Below are 18,358 nucleotides of genomic sequence, written 5' to 3'. Positions count from 1 at the left end.
GCGCCCGGCGGGCGCGGCGGTCAGAACGTGCGCGCCTGGGTGACCTGGTCCAGGTGGACGAGGACGTCGTAGGCCCGGCCGATCGCGAGTCGCGGCATCGGGTCGCTGACGTAGACCGAGCCCGCGTCGTAGGTGGGGCGGCTGACGTCCAGCCAGTCGCGGGCGGCCCCGGGGGCGGTGCGCAGGTCGACGTAGTAGTCCCGCCGGCGGACCTGGGCGAGGGTGTACTCGTTCATGTCCGGTGTGGCGGCCGGCACGGTGACGGTCTTCCAGTCGTCGGTCAGGATCGCGTCGTTGGTGAGGAAGGACCCGCGGTCGAAGGTGAAGCCGACGGCCACGTAGCCACGGCCGTAGGCCTCGCGCAGCCAGGAGCCCTGCGGCTTGGGGTACAGGAAGGTGTCGGTGGCCAGGTAGCCGGCGTGCCCGTTGTGCGCCGACAGCAGCACCTTGCCGCCGGTGCGGCGCTGCCACCACGCGGTGTTGTCCGCCATCGCCCGGTCGCGCAGCTGCTCCGCAGCGGAGACGGAGGCCGGGTCGTCGAGGTCCAGGGCCGCGAAGGCGAAGGTCTCGGCGATGTTCCGGGCGTGCTGGACGGCCCACGCGTGGGCGTCGCCGCCGTCGGCACCGGCGCCGCCCGGACCGGCACCGCCCGGACCGGCACCGCTCGCGGTGACCAGGTCGAGGGCCTGCCGCGCCTTGGCGGCGTCCTCCCGGCGCTCGGCGAGCGGCTTCTTCAGGTAGGCGAAGGCGTCGTCGAACGGCCGCAGGCCCGCGTAGAGCCCGTCGAGCTGCGGGAGGAGGTCGGGGCGGGCCCCGCGCACGTAGGAGGTGACCCGCTCGAACATCCCGTCGCCGAGCCTCGGGAGGCCGAGGTCGTCCCCCACGAAGTGGACCGGGTTGCGCGGGTGGCTCCGGTTGTGGGCCCGCATCCAGGCGATCAGGTCGGCGAACTCCTCGCGGTCCCACGGGCTGCCGCCCAGGGCGTCCTTGACGACCTGCCGCGCGTCGCCCAGGCCGCCCTGGACGTACTCGTCGATCCGCAGGCCGCTGCTCCAGCTGGTCTCCAGCGCGAAGGTGGTGAAGCCCTTCTCCTCGACGAGGTAGCGGAACAGCCGCTGCTTCATCGCGAAGAACTCGTGCGAGCCGTGGGTGGCCTCGCCGACGCCGACCACCTCGGCGTCGCCGATCATCGAGCCCAGGGCGCGCAGGTCGGCGGTGCCGCCGCCGGGTTCCGTCGTCCGCAGCGGCTGGGCGACGCCCTCCAGCGCGCGCACCACGGCGGAGCGCCGCGCCGCGTCCGCGTCCGTGGCGCCCGTGCCCGCCGGCGCGGCGACCGCCGCCACCGGGGCCAGCACGGCCGCGGCGGACACCGCCGCCACCGCCGCCAACAGTCCGCGCCGCGCGATCCGCTCGTTGCCTGCCATCGTTGTGACCACCTCGCCTCGACGGAACGCCGATGACCTCGGCGTTCGATGAGTCGATCTTCGCGTCGGCGGGGCCCGCGGCGCCCTGGGGCCGGCCACCGTTCTCGCCGGGGGCGGCCCTCCGCCCGAATCCGGTGGCAGACCCCCCGGCCGACGGAGGCCCGCCGTGCGTTGGGGTGCCGCCGCCGCCCGTCGGCGAGCCGGGAGGTCAGAGGTGGCCCAGCACGTTGACCACCCGTCCGCTGGGGTCGCGGACGAAGAACCGCCGCACGCCCCACTCCTCGTCCTGCAAGGGGTGGACGATCTCCGCACCGCTCGCCCGCATCACCGCGTAGGCCGCGTCCACGTCGTCCACCTCGATGCTCAGGTCGGGGTCGACGGGCGCGGTCCTGTCGCCGGTCATCACGCTGATCTGCGCCGCCGGACTGGACGGGGAGGCGAGCGTCATGATCCAGCCGTGGTTCATGACCTCCTCGAAGCCCAGCAGGCCGTAGAACTCCCGGCTCTCCTCGGCGGCCTGCGACCGGATGTTGGGCACGACACGGCGAACGGCCATCAACGACTCCAAACGGGAACGGTTCAGGTCTTTCCAGGGGTACTACGGCACGCCCGGCGCCGCACACACGTCAGTGGCCCCGGTGGTCGAGGCCGGGCAGCCGGACCCACGTGTCGGCGGGGCCGGTGACGGCGCGGGCGCTGGTGGGTCGCAGACCCGCGAAGGAGCAGGCGAAGGCGACGGCGTGACGGTGGTAGAGGTAGGCGTCCAGGACCTCCTCGGAGGTGTCCCCGGGATGGGGGCCGCCGCCGGGGTGGAGGTCCCAGGCCTCGACGGTGCCGTCGCGGACGATGCGGCCCTGGTTGCCGCTCTTGGGGTTGGCGTAGAGGCCGTAGCCGACGGTGCCGGTGGTCAGGCGGGCCATCGCCTCGGGAGTGGACGGGGTGTAGCCCCAAGGCTGGGTGACGACGCATCCGCCGGGAACGGTCGTGACGCCGGCGATGAGCAGGCCCTCGTCCATGCCGTACCCGTACGGGTCGTCGAGGAAGTCCGCCATGAACTCCTCCTCCACGGGCGTCGCCTCCAGGCGGCGGATCGCTTCGGCGGCGTCGATGCCGGCGATGCAGGCCAGACCGGTGCCCTCGTAGTGGAAGCGTCCCAGGACCTCGACGAGTCGCCGGCCGCGCTGGACGGTCGTCTGCTCAGCTGCCGTCAGACCGGGCTCGCCGTCGGGAACGGGGAACAGGTCGGGGTCCGGGCCGGCCAGGGCGAGGCGGCCCGGGGACCAGCCGCCGAGCTGGGGCCGCCAGGGATCGGCACCGGCGGCCACGAGGGTCCGGGCGTTGTCCGGCCGGTTCGCCATGACGGCCTCCCACAGCGCGGTCGTCCCACCGTCCGACGCGTCCACGTCCGAGACGCGGCCCGCCAGTTCGGCCACCACCTCGGGAGAGCCGACCGTTGCCGCACGGTGCAGGGGGCGCCCCGGGCCCCATGCGTCCGGGTCGGCTCCCGAGTCGAGCCGCGCGCGGATCTCGCCGTGGTCCCGCCAGCTCTCCCAGGTCACACCGGCCCAGCCCGTCATCGTGCCCCCTCCTTCGCCCGTGCACCAGCGCGCGGTGCCAGCCCCTCCGGACACGTTCGCACGAGGGTCCGACAGCCGTCGTTCCCGAGCCGCTGCGGCCGGGTGACCGGAAGGGCGCTCGCCCGCTCCCGGCCTACGGGTGCTTGACCAGCCGTGCCTCGGCGATCGCCGTCCCGTCGTCCTCCTCGTCGAGGCGGGTGGTGCCGTCCTGCGCGAACCCGGCCCGCTCGTAGAAGCGGATGGCGGAGGCGTTGGGCACGTAGGCGTACACGCACAGCGGCCGACGGGCCCGCGCCTCCAGGTCGGCCACGGCGTGGCCGAACAGGCGCCCGCCCAGGCCCGTGCCGATGCGGTCCGGCTCGATGTAGAGGCCGTAGACCTCCGCCGCGTCGCCGCCGAGGTCCGGATCGCCGTCGGCGGGCCCGGTCCGGCAGAAGCCGGTCACGGCGCCGTCCTCCTCGGCGACCCACAGCCGGTGCCCGTCCGGGAGGTCGGCCAGGTACTCGTCCCAGTCCGCCAGTTCCTCGGCCGGGTCCAGCCCGTCGAGGTACCCGGCGCTCATGAATCCCGCGTACGCCGCCCGCCACGCCCTCACCTTCAGGCCGCCGATCGCCGACGCGTCCTCCACCACCGCTGCACGGATCATGCCGGGAGTGTAGGAGCGGACCCGTCCGTTGTCGCACGGTTTTCCCGCCCGCCCCGGGCCGCCTCACCCTCTGGGTCGGAAGAGGACCGCACGGGCAGTGCACGGTCCGGGCGGCGGACCCCAGGAGTCCGCCGCCCGGACCCGCCGCCGATGGCTCAGAGCCCGGCCACCGTGACGACGGCGCACCGGCGGCCGGGCGCGAGGGGGAATCGGTGGACCCGGACCACGCGGCACCGCCCCGCCCCGGCGACGGCACCGTCGCGGACACCGGGCGGACGCGCACCGCCGGCGCTCACCCGGCCGTGGCGAGCGCCTCCGCCTCCGCCAGGTAGCGCGCCACCGGCCCCAGGGTCAGCAGTCCGCTGCCCGCACCGGCGTGTTCCGTACGGGCGTCGCGCAGGGCGGCCACGGCGCGCGCCGCGATCGCGCGCTCGCCCAGGCGTACGGCGGCGCGGGCGCTCAGGCACCACATCGCCTCCTGGAGGTGGTCGTGCGGCGGCTCGGGTGCCGCGGCGAGGGCGGTACGGGCCTGCGCGGGCCGGTCCTGGGCGAGCAGCACCAGGGGCTGCGCCCACGGCCGGTACGGTCCCCAGTCCAGGCGCGGGTCGGTGGGCGCGGGCCGGTCGTGCAGCAGGCGCAGCCCCAAGAGGGCGAGCGGGAACAGGCCTCGGTGCAGCCCCGGCATGCCGGCCGTCCGCAGGGCGTCTTCGGCGGTGCGGTACTGCTGCGCGGCGGTGGCCGCGCTCGGTCCGCCGGGTTCGGTGCTGCGGGCCGCCGTGATCCGGGCCCGCAGCCACCCGGTGAGGACGGGGACGAGCGGCGCCTCGGTGGTGGCGGCGAGCCCTTCGGCGGCCTCGGCGTGCTCGGCCGCGGCATCGAGGTCGCCGAGGGCCGAGGCGCCCTGGAGGCGGACGAGTCGTCCGAGGACGGCGAAGTTCGGCAGGTCGTGACGGGTGGCCAGGTCGAGGATCTCGGCGCCGACCGCGTCCCGTTCGGCCGCGAGCCCGCAGCGGGCGAAGGTCTGGAGGAACACCCCGTTGAGGGCGAACACCAGCAGGGCGGGATCGGCGAGGTCCCGTGCCAGCGCCAGCGCCTGCCGGGCCGCCCGTCGCGCGCGCTCCGGCTCCGCCCCGGACAGGTCGGCGCCGCGGCTCTCGACGGCGATCGTGGCCAGGAGTCGGGCGCGCAGGTCGGCGGGGCCGTCGGGGCCGAGCCCGGTGAGGGTGCGCTCGGCGGCCTCGACGACGGCGCGGGACTGCTCGGGGTCGTCGGCCCGGCTCCACAGGGCGGGCACGTCGTAGGCCCCGATGACCCGGGCGGTCAGCCGGAGGTCCCCCGTGCGCTGTGCCGCCCGGACGGCCGCGAGGCGCTCGCGCCGGGAGCGGACGAGGGCGTCGCCGCCCGCCAGTGCGAGGGTGCGGGCCAGGTCCACGGTGGTGCGCGGACCCAGCGCGACGCCGGGCCCGCTCCACACGACGCCGCCGGGAGGCACGGCCCCGCTGAGGATCTCCGTCTCCAGACGCCGGAGTTCCGCGCCCGGGTCCAGCCCGAGCCGGTCGGCGAGCATCGCGCGGGCGCGGCGCAGGGCGGCCAGGGCGTCGGCCTGGCGGCCCGCGCGGTGCAGCGCCCGGGCGAGCAGCCCCCAGGCCGGCTCGCGCCACGGGTGTTCGGCGACGTGGGCGCCCAGTTCGGCGACCAGGTCGGCCCCCTCCCCGGAGTCGAGGAGGACGCGGGCGCGCAGTTCCACCGCCTCCAGCCGCCATTCCTCCAGCCGGGCCCGCTCGCGCTGCGCCCACGCGGAGCCGGCCACGTCGGCGTAGGCGGGTCCGCGCCAGGCCGCGAGCGCCGCGGCGAGTTCGCTCACCGCCCCCGGGTCACGCCGGGCGCGGGCCAGGGCGTCCTGGAAGCGGTGGACGTCCACGTCCTCGCGCGGCAGGCGCAGCGCGTAGCCGGGGCCTTCGGTGACGAGGACGCGCGGTGGCGTGCGCGGTGGCCGGTCGGGTTCGAGGGCGCGGCGCAGCGCGCCGACGAAGGTGCGCAGGGCGCCCACGGCGCGGGCCGGCGGGTCGGTCCACAGGTCGTCGACCAGGGTGTCGGTGGTGACCATCCGCCCCTCGGCGGCGACGAGCCGGGCGAGCACCTCCCGGTGGCGGGGGCCGCCCAGGTCGACGGGGCTTCCGTCGTCACGCAGGGCCCGTACGGCTCCCAGCACGTCGATTCGCATGCCTCCATCCTGCGGGCCGGGGCCGGGCGCGCCCAACCGTACTGATCGGCTGCTGATCGCCGTCGCGCAGGCTGGCCCGGTCGGTCTCCGATCCGAAAGGACGCTCTCCCATGACGCCCGCTGTTCCCGATTTCGACCGTGTTGCTCCCGGTTTCGGCCGCGCCGTTCCAGATTTCGGCCGTGTCGTTCCTGGTTTCGACCGCATCCGCCTGCCCGGTGCGGACGGTGTGGAGCTGGCCGCCGCCGTCGGCGGCAGCGGCAGCCCGGTCGTACTGCTGCACGGCTTCCCCCAGACCCACCTGATGTGGCGGCACGTCGCCGGGCTGCTCGCCGGCGAGCACACGGTGATCTGCCCCGACCTGCGGGGCTACGGCGCCAGCGACAAGCCCGCGGCCACCGGCCCCGAGGTGTACGCCAAGCGCACCATGGCCGCCGACGTCGTGGCCCTGGCGGCGGCGCTCGGCCACGAGCGCTTCGCCCTCGTCGGCCACGACCGGGGCGCGCTGGTCGCCTTCCGGGCGGGTCTGGACCACCCCGAGGCCGTCACCCATCTGGGCGTCCTCGACGTCGTGCCGACGCTCGACATGTGGAACGTCCTGCACGGCGTGCCGGCGGCCGTCGGCTACCACCTGTTCCTGATGGCGCAGCCGCCGGGCCTGCCGGAGACGATGATCGCCAACAGCGCGGACGCGTTCTTCGGTTCGTTCCTCGACGCCTGGGCCGGTGATCCGGCGGCCGTGCCGGCGGACGTACGGGCCGAGTACCTGCGGGCGAGCGCCGCGGCGGTGCCGTCGATCGTCGCGGACTACCGGGCCTCGGCGGGCATCGACGTGGTGCACGACCAGGCGGACCTGGACGCCGGGTCGCAGCTGGCCATGCCGGTGACGGTCGTACAGCAGGACTGGGGGGTGCGGCTGGGCTACGACGCGGCCGGGGTGTGGAGGGCGTGGGCGCCGGACCTGGACCACCGGCTGACCCGGGCGGGGCACTTCATGGCCGAGGAGGCGCCGGAGGAGATCGCGGCGGCGATCCGGGACCTGCTGGCCCGCTGATCCTCCTGCCCCGGGTTCGCCGGGCGGGCCGCGGGCCGCAGTCCGCAAGCCGCAGTCCGCAGGCTGCGGCCCGCCTCGCGGGCCCGGGTGTCGGCGGTCGGCCTGCCGTACGGCGCGCCGGGCGACGCATCAGGGCTGCCGGCCGTACGGCGCCGGGGCCCTCGGCGCGCGCTCAGCTGTGGGCGACGATGATGTAGATGCCCCAGCCGATCGCGGCAAGGACCACCGCGAAGCACCCCGCGGCGACGGCGTGGCCGAGTGCGCCGGGAGCCCGGCGGACAAGGGCCCCGGCCGGGTCGGGGACCGCCGGCGGGTTGAGGGCGCGCAGGCCGACGGCGAACAGTGCGGGCAGACCGGCGCCGGCCAGGATTCCGACCACGACGATCTTCCAGAGCGCGTTCGGATCGATCCAGGTGTTCACCGGATCACCTCGTCGGGGACGGTCTCCGGGACGACCGTGCCGGTCCACGCGGCGTTGACGTTCTCCGGGGTGACGGCCGGATGGCGTGAGGCCGCGAAGAAGGCGACCGAGGCCAGCACCAGGACGGCGACGACGGCCGCCACGCCGCCGGTGCCGCCGATCCCGTGGGCGGCCCAGTAGGCGAGCGCCCCGACCAGGGCCGCGGCCGGGAGGGTCAGCAGCCAGGCCGCCACCATCCGGCGGGCGAGGTTCCACCGTACGGTCGCGCCCTTCTTGCCGACCCCCGATCCGAGGATCGACCCGGTGGCGACGTGGGTGGTGGAGAGCGAGTAGCCGAAGTCGGCGGAGGAGAGGATGACCGCGGCCGAGGCCGACTCGGCGGCCATCCCCTGCGGCGGTTCGATCTCCACCAGCCCCTTGCCCAGTGCCCTGATCACCCGCCAGCCGCCGATGTAGGTGCCCAGGGCGATGGCCGCGGCACAGGAGGCGATCACCCACGTCGGGGCCTTCGCCCCACTGCTCAGCGCTCCGTCGGCGATCAGGGCCAGGGTGATGACGCCCATGGTCTTCTGGGCGTCGTTGGTGCCGTGGGCGAGCGAGACCATGCAGGCCGAGCCGACCTGGCCGCCGCGGAAGCCGCGGGTGCGGGCGTTCTCGGTGACGTCGCGGGTGAGGTGGTAGACGAGACGGGTGCCGAGCGCGGCGACCACGCCGGCGATGAGCGGTGACAGGGCGGCCGGCACGATCACCTTGGCCACCAGGCCCTGCCACTTGACGGCGGAGGCGCCGGCCGCCGCCATGGTCGCCCCGACCACGCCGCCGATCAGCGCGTGCGAGGAGCTGGAGGGGATCCCGACGTACCAGGTCGTCAGGTTCCACAGGATGCCGCCGGTCAGGCCCGCCACGACCACGGTCAGCGTCACCTCCTGGCTGTGCACCAGGCCGCCGGCGATCGTCGCGGCGACCGCCGTCGACAGGAACGCGCCCACCAGGTTCAGCACCGCCGAGACGCCCACCGCGATGCGCGGCGGGAGGGCTCCGGTGACGATGGAGGTCGCCATGGCGTTGCCGGTGTCGTGGAAGCCGTTGGTGAAGTCGAATCCCAGCGCGGTGACCACGACCAGCGCCAGGATCACGTCGTTGCCGCTCACGGGCACGAACCTAGCCCGCCGGGCCCCGTCCGGGGCGGACCAGCGCGCCGTACGGGAGGCGGAAGTACCCCGTGATCCCGATTTCGGTCCGTCAGTAATTCGCTGTCGCTGATCAGTTCGAGACTGCTAGCGTCCCCAGCGTGGCAAAGCTGAACCAGATCATCGCCGTCGAAAAGGGCGTCAAGTCCAAGTCCTTCCAGGAGCTGACCCAGGCCCACCAGGACCTGCAGAAGCCCGCGCTGCTGGCCGGGATCTCCCGCGCCTACCAGCCCAAGGACGAGGAGGGCGAGCAGCTGCCGCCGGAGTCGACCCGGGTGCAGCTGAAGGCCGAGGACATCCTGCGGTCCACCGCGAACACCCTCACCCGGCTGTTCGACGTGACGGCCACCAAGGACTGGGCCAACATCGACGCCCGCGCCGACGTGGTGGTGGACGGCCGGGTGCTGCTGGCCCAGGTGCCGGTGCCCTACCTGCTCTTCCTGGAGAAGCAGCTCACCGACCTGTTCACCTTCGTGAAGAAGCTCCCGGTGCTGGACGCCTCCGAGTCCTGGAACCTCGACCCGTCCACCGACTCCTGGAAGACCGAGCCGGTGCGCACCATCCGGACCAAGAAGGTGCCGCGCAACCATGTCAAGGCCGAGGCCACCGAGAAGCACCCGGCGCAGGTCGAGGTCTACTACGAGGACGTCGCGGTCGGCTACTGGACGACGGTGAAGTTCTCCGGCGCCCTGCCTGCCCGCCGGGTGAACGAGCTCGTCGAGCGGGTGGAGAAGCTCCAGCAGGCGGTCAAGTTCGCCCGCGAGGAGGCCAACGCCGTCGAGGTCACCGACCAGCGGGTGGGCGACGCCGTCTTCGGCTACCTGTTCGGGTAGCCTCCTGATCGCCCGCCCGGGGAGCCGGGCGGGTGCACCGAGCGCGTCGAGGACCTGTCCGGCAGACCGGACGGCCACGCGCCGCACGGTGCGAAAAGCTGAAACTGACGTTGAAGCTGACCCAGGGGTCACAGTGGAGGTTCGAATCCTCCCCCCGGCACCACCGGCCGGGGTAGCCCAAGCCAGGCAGAGGCGGGCCCCCTGAATCTCAGACTCCTGCTCCAGTCTCAGCATTCGCCGCCGGACACCGGATCGACCGGGTGCGGACGAACATCGACGAATGCGGGTTCGAGTCCCGTCTGTGCCGCTCCGTGGCACGGTAGTTCAACGGCAGAACGCGTCGATTTCAATCTGATCCGCGACCCTTAAACGTGCCGGTGTGCACGAATGGCGGCACCAAAGGGCCCGGGAGCAGGCTACGCTCCCGGGTCCCCCAACGTTCCTCACCACTTGCGACGCTCCTCACCGCTCGACTGGTCCGGCCGGCGGCCGACCCGCCGTCCGGCACGCGGGTGGCCGACCGTCCCCCGTTGTCGACGGTCGGCCACCCGGTCGCGGCGCTCGGGGTTCGTGGTGCCGACTCCCCCGCGCCGCAGCAGGTGGCGGCGGGCCCGGCTCACGAGCTCCCTGCGGTTCCGGCACCGGAGCTCCTGGTGCGACTTGTCCGAAGACCCGGTGGAGCCCCCACACTGCGGGCATATTTGATTGTCCATCTACAAAAATCCGCCACGGTCCAGGTGAGCAGCGGACAACCCGGATTGGCCGCGGACACGGCAGGGGGCAGGAAGTGGCTAGCGCCGGACGCCCGCAGGGGCGGCTCAAGGGGGAGACCGAGCAGGCGAACGACCTGGCCCGGTTCGTGCGGGAGGTGACCTCCGGGCTCACCGTCCGAGAGCTCGCGCGACGGTACCCGGGCGGCAAGACCAGCTGGAGCGAGTACCGCTCCGCGGAGAAGGACATCCCGTGGCACCTGCTCCAGCGGCTGATCCACGACCGGGTGACGGACCCCCGAGCCCGGGCGGTGCTGCTGGCACGGGCCGGTCACCTGCACGAACACGCCGGGCTGGCGGCCAGGGGGCTCCCGTCGCCCACGGAGGGACGGTCGGCCGCGCGGCAGGCACTGGAGCTGGCCAGGCAGGCGCAACGGCAGGCCGAGGCCGGCGTCGCGGAGGCGGAGGAGCTGATCCGCGTGCTGGTGGCGATCGTGGCCGAGCTGCGGGGTGAACTGGGCACCGGCGTCGAGGACGGGACCACCGTCCGCGCGCCGCTGCCGGCCGACCCAGGCGGCGCGGGCGGCGCGGGCGGCGCGGAGCTGCGACGGGTCCGGTTGGTGGAGGCGACGCGCTGCCTGGACGAGGTACGCCGCATCAGGGAGAGCGCGCGCGACGCGCGGCGGACGGCGGAACAGGAGCAACGCGCGGTGGGGCTGCTGGTCGACCGGGAGCGGTCGCGGGCCGGGACCGACGGCGACCGGCGGCCGGGAGCGGAGCCCGCAGCGGCCGACGGGGTGCGGAAGCACCTGCCCGTACTGCGACGCCTGAACACGGATCTCGTAGCGGTACGGGCGGCCCTGGCCGACCGCTGCCTGGACGTGGTCCGGATGACCCCGGCGACGGCCGGCCCCACGATCGTCCGCGGTGAGCTGGTCCCGGTCACGGACGATCGCCCGACCGGCTCCTTCGCCCCGGGCCCGACGTTCGCCGTCCAGGGCCCGACATTCGCCGTCCCGGGCCCGACGTTCGCCGCCCCGCCGCCCGCTGATCCTGTGAACGCGCGACGGCGTCGGGCCGTCAGGACGGGCGCCGCCGTCGGCGCGGCGGCGGTCATGGCCGGCGTCCTGGTCCTGACGGGTGTGCTGGTGGGCGTACGGCTGCGCCCGGCGTCCGTCTTCGTCGGCGCGCCCCCCGCGGCGGCCGGCTCCGAGGTCTCCCCGACCCGCGCTGCGGGTGACGGCCCGTCCGCTCCACCGACGGGCAGCCCCTCGGCACGGCCCTCCGGCGAAGCTCCGGCCACGGCGCCCCCACCCGAGGGCGGGCCGGCCCAGGCAGCGGGGACGCCGAGCGCACCGGTGCTGCCCGGTACCGCGGCTCCCGGCACACCTCCCGCCGTACTGCCGGAGCCCTCCGGCCCCTCGGCTGCCGCCGGGAGCGAGCGGCCCGCGCCGCCATCGGCACCCGCCGCCTCCGCGTCCGCGGTCCCGGCGCCGGGGCGCCTCGGCGGCACTCCGCTCGTCCCGCCGACGGGACCGGTGGCGATCAGGAACGCCAACAGTCTGCAGTGCGTCGCCACGCCCGGCGGCAGCCGGGAGGAAGGGGCACTGGTCCAGCAGTATCCCTGTGGGGACTTCCCCGACCACTTCTGGGAGGCCCAGCAGGCCTACACGGACCCCGGCGGCGACACCTACTACCGGATCATCAGCTACAACAGCGCCCGGTGCCTCGCCGTCCGGGACTCCAGCACCGAGGCCGCCGCCCAGGTGGTCCAGTCCGTGTGCGGAAACAGCCCGGCACAGTCCTGGAGAATCGAGAAGTGGCCGCACGGCATCCGCTTCGTCAACGGCAACAGCCGCCAGTGCCTCGCCGTCTCCCACGGCAGCAACGCCCCGGCGGCCCCGCTGATGCAGTATCCGTGCGGGGACTATCCGGACCACCACTGGGACTACGGACCGCACCGCTGAAGATCGTTCGAAAATCTTTCCGGAAGGTCCGGAAAAGCGTTTATCCGGTGTGGATGGAAAGGTTCACGGATCCGCGGGTGGGACAGCCGAGAATCCGCGAACCGGTCGGTTTCCGCCGGACGGTCCTCCGTCCTCCCATCGGAAGGCGGAGGACAGGAGGACAGAGGACCGTCGAACGCGAGTCCGAAGCGGCCGGCCCGGCGGATCGTCAGCGCGACCCGTCCGTGCGACCCGTCGGCGCCGGCGGGGCCGTCAGAGGATTTCGATGTCCTTGACCAGCGGCGGACGGTTCGGGTAGGTGATGTCGGTCCAGCGCGGGACCTTGACCGAGTCGCCGTTGGCGTCGTAGTAGATCAGGTCGTTGTTGCCGGTGGAGATCCGGTCGACCCACCAGTTGCCGAAGGAGGTCCGGCCGGCGTTCGCGTAGCAGTCGACGCTGTCACGGCCGTCGAGGTGCGACCAGATCTTCAGGAAGTCGTTGCGGTTCCCGTCACACGGGACGTGGTCGATGGCGAAGGCGTTGCCGGACGGGCCGGCCACGGTGAACGTGACCGCCGCGGCGAACGCGACGGTCAGGGAAGTCACGATCTTCTTCGTTTTCGGGAACACGGATTCTCCTCGGTCGAATCACACACGAATTGATTCCGAATCACGGACCCGGCCCGCTGTGAACGGGTTGTTGGGTCGTGCTCGATCAGCTTCCCCGGCGTCGCGTACACGGTCAACCGCCGTCGCCGTGGACTGACCGCGTATCGGCCATCTCCGTCCAAACCTTCCGTGTGCGGTGGGACCGGTGGTGCCGGTGGGGTGCGTACGAATGCCCGGGGCAGCGGTATCCGCCGGGACGCCGGGTCGGCCGGTGAATGGCGTGGAACCGGCCGCGCCTCCATGGCGCGGGAGGCGCCCCGCCCGCGCGCGGCTTACCCTTCGCGCTGTCCGGGCCGGGCTCGGCGTCCCGGTGGAAAGTCCGTGGCCGGCCCGCCCCCGGCCGGGGCAGAATCGCGCCCATGACGGACATGGAGGCGTTCCGGGAGGCAGTCCTCGGCTGGGCGGCGGGAGGACCGGGCGAGCCCGCGGGTGAGCTGGCCGAGCTGCTGCGGGTGCGGACGGCGGTGCTGCTGGAGGGCCCGAGCGACCTCGCGGCCGTGGAGGCGCTGGCCGCGCGCCACGGCCGGGACCTTGCCGCCGAGGGGGTGTGCGTCGTCCCGATGGGCGGGGCGATGAACGTCGGCCGTTTCGCCGCCCTGCTCGGGCCGACGGGGCTGGGCCTGCGTCTGACCGGGCTGTGCGACGAGAACGAACAGGGCTTCTACGAGCGCGGTTTCGCGCGGGCCGGAGTGGCGAGCGACGGGATCCTCGTGTGCACGGCGGACCTGGAGGACGAGCTCATCCGCGCGCTGGGAGTGCCACGGATCGAGGAGATCATCCGGGCCGAGGGCGACCTCGCGGCCTGGCAGACCTTCGTGCGTCAGCCCGCCCAGCAGGACCGGCCACAGCAGCAGCGGATGCGGCGTTTCCTCGGCACGAAGTCGGGGCGCAAGATCCGCTACAGCCGTCTCCTGACCGAGGCCCTCGGCCCGGAGCAGGTCCCCGCGCCCCTGCGCGGCCTGCTGCTGCACCTGTGACGGCGGGACACCGGACCGCCACCGCGAGCGGTCCGGCCCTACGGGCGACGCCCGGTCGGTCCGCGCCGGGCTGATCGGCGCCGGGCTGATCGGCGCCGGGCTGATCGGCGTCAGACCGGTCGCCGCCGGGCCGATCCGCGCAGGCCCGTCAGCCGAGGAAGTCGACGCGGTCGATCAGGCCGTCGCGGACGCGGTAGGCGACCAGCACGCGCAGGGGTTCGTCCCTGATGCCGTGGGCGATCTCGTGGTCCACCACCCAGTCCCCCTCGGTGAGCCGGCCGACGATCTCGGCCCGGCAGCGGCCCTTGGCGAACATCTCGGCGTACGCCTCCCGCACGGCGTCGCGCCCGAGCAGGCGGTCGCCGCCTCGGCGGTTGATGAGGACGTCCGGGGCGTACGTGGCCGCGAAGGCTTCGAGGTCGTGGCTGTTGTAGGCGGCGAGCTGGCTTTCGACGACAGTCTCTGGGGTGGTCATCGGTTGATCATGCAGAAGGTTTCCTCTCTCGTCCAGGGCGGGCCGGAACGGTCAGGCCGTCACCATCCGGGACGGTCAGGCCGTCAGGATCCGGGCCAGGCGGGCCGCCTCCGTCCGGACGCGGGCGGGGGCACCGGGTGCGGCCAGGGTGTCGAGGGCGGGCAGCGGGGTGCGGATGCCGTCGGCCGCCGCGCACTCGGCGGTCAGGGTGAGGGCGGCGGCCAGGCCGCGCCGGCCGGGCTCGTCGGCGAGCGCGGTGACCAGAGCCGCGAGCACCTCCCACACCGCCGGGCCCGCGCCGCCGCGCGCGGCGTCGGCGAGGGCGGGCAGGAACCGGTTCGGCTTGGCCGCGGTCAGCCGCCAGAGCGCCGCGAGCCACTCGCCGAGCGCGTCCGGGCGCAGTCGGCCGCGTACCGTCAGGGCCAGCAGGGCGTCCAGCGCGGCGGTGCGCTGGTCCGCCCGGCCGGCGGTCAGCCCGTAGGCGAGCAGCAGGTGGCTCACCGGGCCGAACTCGCCGGGGGCCTCGGCGAGCCGGGGCAACAGGGGGTTGGTGCCTCGGGGGCCGGACGTCGTGTCCGCCTGGTAGACGGCGCTGGGCAGGCCGTGGGCGGCGACGGTCTCCGGGTGCCAGGGCGCCAGCCAGGGCAGGTGGGCGAGTTCGGCGGACGACGCCAGATCCATGCCTGCGAAGCGGCTGCTCTCGGCGGGGTCGGGCAGGGTGTGGAGCAGTCCGGTGATGCCGTCGGGCACGGGGGCGGCGGTGTCGGCCAGCGGGGCGATGCGCGGGAGTGTGGGCGGGGCCCAGCCGTAGCCGGCGACCTGCTCGGGCTGGCCCGGGGTCTGGGTGTGGAACCGGTCGGGTGCGGGTGGCGGTGTGTCGGCGGGCAGGTCGCAGCCGATCGCGGCGGCGTCGGCGCGCACCGCCTCCAGTGCGTGTGGGGGTGTCCGCAGCAGGGCCTGGGCCAGGTCCCCGGGCCAGGGGCGGGCGCCCGCGGTGCGGTACGCCGCGAGCCGTTCGGTGAGCACGGTGGGGTCGATGGTGCCGTCGCCGGCGGTGGGGGTGGCGAGCAGGAGCGGCACCGGGGCGTCGGCGATGCCGTACGCGGCTTCGTGGACGCGTACGGCCGGGATCATGGCGGGGGTGCGGATCTCGACGCGGAGGCCGAGCAGGTCGGCCACGTGCGCGGCGGACTCCTGCGTCCGGCCGGTCAGGGCGTCGAGCAGGCAGCCGAGTGCTCCGTCGATGCTGCGGGCTTCCCCGAAGTAGACCTGGTGCTCGGTGCGGCGTGCGGCGATCGGAGCGAGGGCGGCCCGCAGGGCGGCCGCGTCGCGGTGGTGTTCGGCGACGAGGGCGGCGAGCACCGTCTCGAACTCGCCGGGGTCGGGCAGCCGGTCGGCGATCAGGGCCCCGAACCGCTCCGCGAGGTCGAGCGGACCGGCGGGTGCGGCCGGCAGCGCCGGCAGCGCGGTGGGCCCCGCCGGTGCGGCCTCGACGGTGGCGGGTACGGCGACGAGCACGGCAGGAGCGACGACGGGCACGGCGGCGGCGTCCGGGAGGGCCAGCAGCCGCTGGGCGTCGGCCTGGAGGGCCGGGCCGAGGGCGGTGGCGGCGGCGCGTACGGCCTCGGTGGTGTCCGGGGTGGTGTCCGGCAGATGGCGGGCGGCCAGGCCCAGGGCGCGTTCCTGGACGGCGGCGGCCGGGTGGGCGAAGGCCTCGGCGACGGCGGGTAGCAGGGCCTCGGCCGCGGCAGGGTCCCGGCGCAGCCAGGAGCCGGTCCAGGACAGCTGGGTGGTGGCGAGCGTCTTCTCCGGGCGGGCCAGGACCGCCGCCGTGAGTTCGGCGAACAGGTCGGCGGGCAGCCGTTCGTCCACGGCGCGCAGCGCTGCCTGGGCGGCCTTGGCTGCGCCCGGCGCGCCGTCGGCGGCCAGCCGGACGTGGTCGCCGGCCCGGGCGAGGACTTCCTCGGCGTCGGGTGCCAGCGCCGCGTACAGCTGGAGGAATCCGCGCAGGTTGCCGGGCCGGTCGCCGCGCAGCAGACGGCCCAGACACAGGTCGATCAGTTCGGCGCGGTCGAGCCCGTCCTCGGTCGCCAGGGCGGCGAGCGCGGTGGGCCACAGGTCCTGCGGTTCGTGGTGGGCGGCGTGCGGGTCGGCGAGTTCGGTTCCGATGTCCGGGGCTTCGAAGAGCCGACGGACGAACTCGGCGAGCCGGGGCTGGGCCCGCAGCCAGGAGAGCAGGGTGTCGTGGTGCGGCACCGGCTCGCGCAGGCCCCGGTCGGCGAACCACTCGCCGATCTCGCGGTGGTAGGGGTAGCGCGCCATGCCGCCCTGGCGCACCCAGCCGGTCACGTAGCCGTCGGTGGCGGGCGGTTCGGCGCCGGACCAGACGGCGAGGCCGTGGGCGAGGAACCAGCGGGCGTGGTCGCCGCGGGCGGGCAGCCACTCGGCGAGCCGGACCGCGAGTTCGCGCTGGAACGCGGTGTCCCGGTGCGGCCCGATCAGGGCCAGCAGCAAGGTGTGGGAGTCGGCGTTGGTGGAGCCGCCGCCGGGCAGCGGCCAGGTGAGGAAGAGCAGGCGGCGGGCGGTCAGCCAGTCCTGGGCCTCGGCCGCGGTGGCGGCGCTGAACACGCCGGCGAACTGCAGGGCGGCGAGCTGGTCGTACGCGACGGAGTAGCGGTTGATGTCGCCGGAGGACAGCTCGCGCACCAGCTCGGTGCGGAGCTTGCGCAACGGGGCCCGCAGATGGCGCAGTTCGACGGCGGGAACCGGCGAGAGCCGGTCGATCACGCCCTGGGGGATCCGGGCGGCAATGAGCGCCCTGACCTCGTCCCAGCTGATCGTCTCGTTCGTGCGGTCGGTCACGGCACCCCTCCGTCCGGTTCGGCTGACGATCGGGAACCTAGCGCGGCCCACTGACAATCGGGGGCGGGCAGTGACACCGAGGCGTTCGTCAGCCCCGTCGGTGCCACGGGTTCCCCGGCGGCTCCGGTCGAGGTGAGTCCGCCCCAGTACCCGGGCATGATCACCGCCGACGGCGGGCCCGGTGGCCCGCCGCGACGATGCGCACCGAAGCGAGGAGACGAGACGCCATGGAGGCGAGCACCACCGGGCCGGCAGCCCGCGCGCGGCTGCTGCACCACCTCACCGACGCGCTGCGGAGCCTGCCCTCCGGCGCCGCCGAGACCCCCGACGGGTTCGCCTTCGCGCTCCGGCAGAGTGTCCAGGGGTACCTCAGCCTGCACGGTTCGACGCCCCGTTTCCGGCCGGGCCCGGAGGAGGACGCCCCCTTCCCGGACCGCGTCGACCGTCCCGCATCGTGACCGGGGTGGTCGGTGATGTGCTCGCCCCGCCCCGATCCTCCGCGGACCGTCGTTCCCCGGCCCGAGGCTCCGGAGCAACGAGCCGTCACCGAAGGACGACGTTCACACCCCGTGGGCGAAGCCCCAGGAGTCCCTGTCGTCCTCATCCGAGGTCAACGCGTACTTCTGCCCCTCGCCACGTCGCCCTGATGTTCGCATCGCACTCCCAAGAGAGCGCTGATCCTACCGGCACCGGGGAAACTGGACGGATTGGGAGAAGCCCCGACGTGTGCTTTCAGGGCCTCAGACCGCTCGATCGAGGTCTCGGGATGCCAGTGGCCCTCCGAGCGGCGGCCTGAGGGCCTTCTGGCGGTCTCTCCGTGCCTCCCCAAGGGGCGGACCTGGTCAGAACGAAGCCTGCCTGGGGAACTGGCGTGCGCGTTCCCCTGCCAGCGTCCTTCTGGGGGACGCAGTCGGTCAGACCTCCTGACAGTTCCTGGCCGCAGCCGTGAGACAGCTACTGAACCACATCGGCCGGCGCCACACGGTCCACGGTCTCTCAGGAATCGACGCTGGGACCCTCTCCCCCTGGGGCCGATTGTCGTGTCCTCATGTCGGTTCCTGGGTCGCTTGGGTCGCTGAGTCGCTGCCGTGCTCCTGCCCCTTTGTCGAAAAACGAGCGACCTGGCCGGCAGGGCATCGGACGGGGCCCGGTCCAGCAACAGCGCCTGTGGCAAGGCGGTGGTGGCAGCGACTCAGCGACCCAAGCGACCGACGGTCCGGGTTACAGCAGTTTCCTGGAGCGGGCATTGCCCGCCGTCACTTCGGTCGCTGGAGCTACCGAGCGACTCAGCGACCGAGCGACCGGACCGTCCAGGCACTCCTGACACGCCCGACACGCCGGGGAAAACGCCC

At 74.3% G+C, this 18,358-nt stretch carries 15 protein-coding genes; 5 read left to right on the top strand and 10 right to left on the bottom strand.

The genetic code is table 11. From position 1 onward, the window contains the following. Positions 1–20 precede the first annotated feature (20 nt). From ACFRAR_RS17740 to ACFRAR_RS17720, 5 genes are all read right to left on the bottom strand, one after another. Positions 21–1,424, bottom strand: a complete 1,404-nt coding sequence (locus ACFRAR_RS17740; protein ID WP_380698996.1) for an erythromycin esterase family protein — start codon at positions 1,422–1,424, stop codon at positions 21–23. Positions 1,425–1,632: 208 nt separating this feature from the next. Then, positions 1,633–1,980, bottom strand: coding sequence for a VOC family protein (locus ACFRAR_RS17735; protein ID WP_380698995.1), 348 nt, complete (start codon positions 1,978–1,980; stop codon positions 1,633–1,635). 70 nt (positions 1,981–2,050) lie between these two features. Then, complete coding sequence (locus tag ACFRAR_RS17730; RefSeq protein WP_380698994.1) at positions 2,051–3,001, bottom strand: ankyrin repeat domain-containing protein; 951 nt, start codon at positions 2,999–3,001, stop codon at positions 2,051–2,053. Between the two features lie 133 nt (positions 3,002–3,134). Further along, positions 3,135–3,647, bottom strand: coding sequence for a GNAT family N-acetyltransferase (locus ACFRAR_RS17725; protein WP_380698993.1), 513 nt, complete (start codon positions 3,645–3,647; stop codon positions 3,135–3,137). A 292-nt stretch (positions 3,648–3,939) separates the two neighbouring features. Next, a complete protein-coding gene (locus ACFRAR_RS17720; protein WP_380698992.1) occupies positions 3,940–5,871 on the bottom strand; it encodes a BTAD domain-containing putative transcriptional regulator in 1,932 nt (643 codons plus the stop codon). A 227-nt stretch (positions 5,872–6,098) separates the two neighbouring features. On the opposite strand from ACFRAR_RS17720, the gene ACFRAR_RS17715 reads away from it, so the two are divergent. Next, positions 6,099–6,923 (top strand): alpha/beta hydrolase, encoded by an 825-nt coding sequence (locus ACFRAR_RS17715; protein WP_380698991.1) that lies wholly within the window; start codon positions 6,099–6,101, stop codon positions 6,921–6,923. Positions 6,924–7,095: 172 nt separating this feature from the next. Here ACFRAR_RS17715 and ACFRAR_RS17710 read toward each other — a convergent pair whose 3' ends face one another. Further along, positions 7,096–7,344, bottom strand: coding sequence for a hypothetical protein (locus ACFRAR_RS17710; RefSeq protein WP_380698990.1), 249 nt, complete (start codon positions 7,342–7,344; stop codon positions 7,096–7,098). Continuing rightward, positions 7,341–8,495 (bottom strand): anion permease, encoded by a 1,155-nt coding sequence (locus tag ACFRAR_RS17705; RefSeq protein ID WP_380698989.1) that lies wholly within the window; start codon positions 8,493–8,495, stop codon positions 7,341–7,343. Before ACFRAR_RS17705 ends, ACFRAR_RS17710 begins: the two co-directional genes overlap by 4 nt. 140 nt (positions 8,496–8,635) lie before the next feature. Here ACFRAR_RS17705 and ACFRAR_RS17700 point away from each other — a divergent pair, with 140 nt between their 5' ends. Together ACFRAR_RS17700 and ACFRAR_RS17695 are read left to right on the top strand one after the other, a co-directional pair. Continuing rightward, a complete protein-coding gene (locus tag ACFRAR_RS17700; RefSeq protein WP_380698988.1) occupies positions 8,636–9,367 on the top strand; it encodes a hypothetical protein in 732 nt (243 codons plus the stop codon). A gap of 787 nt (positions 9,368–10,154) precedes the next feature. Beyond that, entirely contained in the window at positions 10,155–12,044 is a 1,890-nt protein-coding gene (locus tag ACFRAR_RS17695; protein WP_380698987.1) for an RICIN domain-containing protein, read from the top strand. Positions 12,045–12,296: 252 nt separating this feature from the next. On the opposite strand, the gene ACFRAR_RS17690 is transcribed toward ACFRAR_RS17695, so the two are convergent. Then, on the bottom strand, positions 12,297–12,653 hold the full coding sequence (locus ACFRAR_RS17690; protein ID WP_380698986.1) for a beta/gamma crystallin domain-containing protein: 357 nt from the start codon (positions 12,651–12,653) through the stop codon (positions 12,297–12,299). Between the two features lie 398 nt (positions 12,654–13,051). Here ACFRAR_RS17690 and ACFRAR_RS17685 point away from each other — a divergent pair, with 398 nt between their 5' ends. Further along, the gene (locus tag ACFRAR_RS17685; RefSeq protein WP_380698985.1) at positions 13,052–13,669 is read left to right on the top strand and encodes a TOPRIM nucleotidyl transferase/hydrolase domain-containing protein; all 618 of its coding nucleotides are present in this window, start codon (positions 13,052–13,054) and stop codon (positions 13,667–13,669) included. Positions 13,670–13,817: 148 nt separating this feature from the next. Here the strand turns inward: ACFRAR_RS17685 and ACFRAR_RS17680 are convergent, their stop codons facing one another. Together ACFRAR_RS17680 and ACFRAR_RS17675 are read right to left on the bottom strand one after the other, a co-directional pair. Beyond that, positions 13,818–14,144, bottom strand: a complete 327-nt coding sequence (locus tag ACFRAR_RS17680; protein WP_380698984.1) for a nuclear transport factor 2 family protein — start codon at positions 14,142–14,144, stop codon at positions 13,818–13,820. 75 nt (positions 14,145–14,219) lie between these two features. Continuing rightward, a complete protein-coding gene (locus ACFRAR_RS17675) occupies positions 14,220–17,006 on the bottom strand; it encodes a DUF6493 family protein (protein ID WP_380698983.1) in 2,787 nt (928 codons plus the stop codon). Between the two features lie 227 nt (positions 17,007–17,233). Here ACFRAR_RS17675 and ACFRAR_RS17670 point away from each other — a divergent pair, with 227 nt between their 5' ends. Further along, the gene (locus ACFRAR_RS17670; RefSeq protein ID WP_380698982.1) at positions 17,234–17,464 is read left to right on the top strand and encodes a hypothetical protein; all 231 of its coding nucleotides are present in this window, start codon (positions 17,234–17,236) and stop codon (positions 17,462–17,464) included. Positions 17,465–18,358 lie beyond the last annotated feature (894 nt).

Origin of the sequence: Kitasatospora sp. NPDC056651 (assembly GCF_042792155.1) — a bacterium.
In the GTDB taxonomy this organism is placed as follows: domain Bacteria; phylum Actinomycetota; class Actinomycetes; order Streptomycetales; family Streptomycetaceae; genus Kitasatospora.
This window is presented reverse-complemented; position numbering and strand designations above follow the sequence as displayed.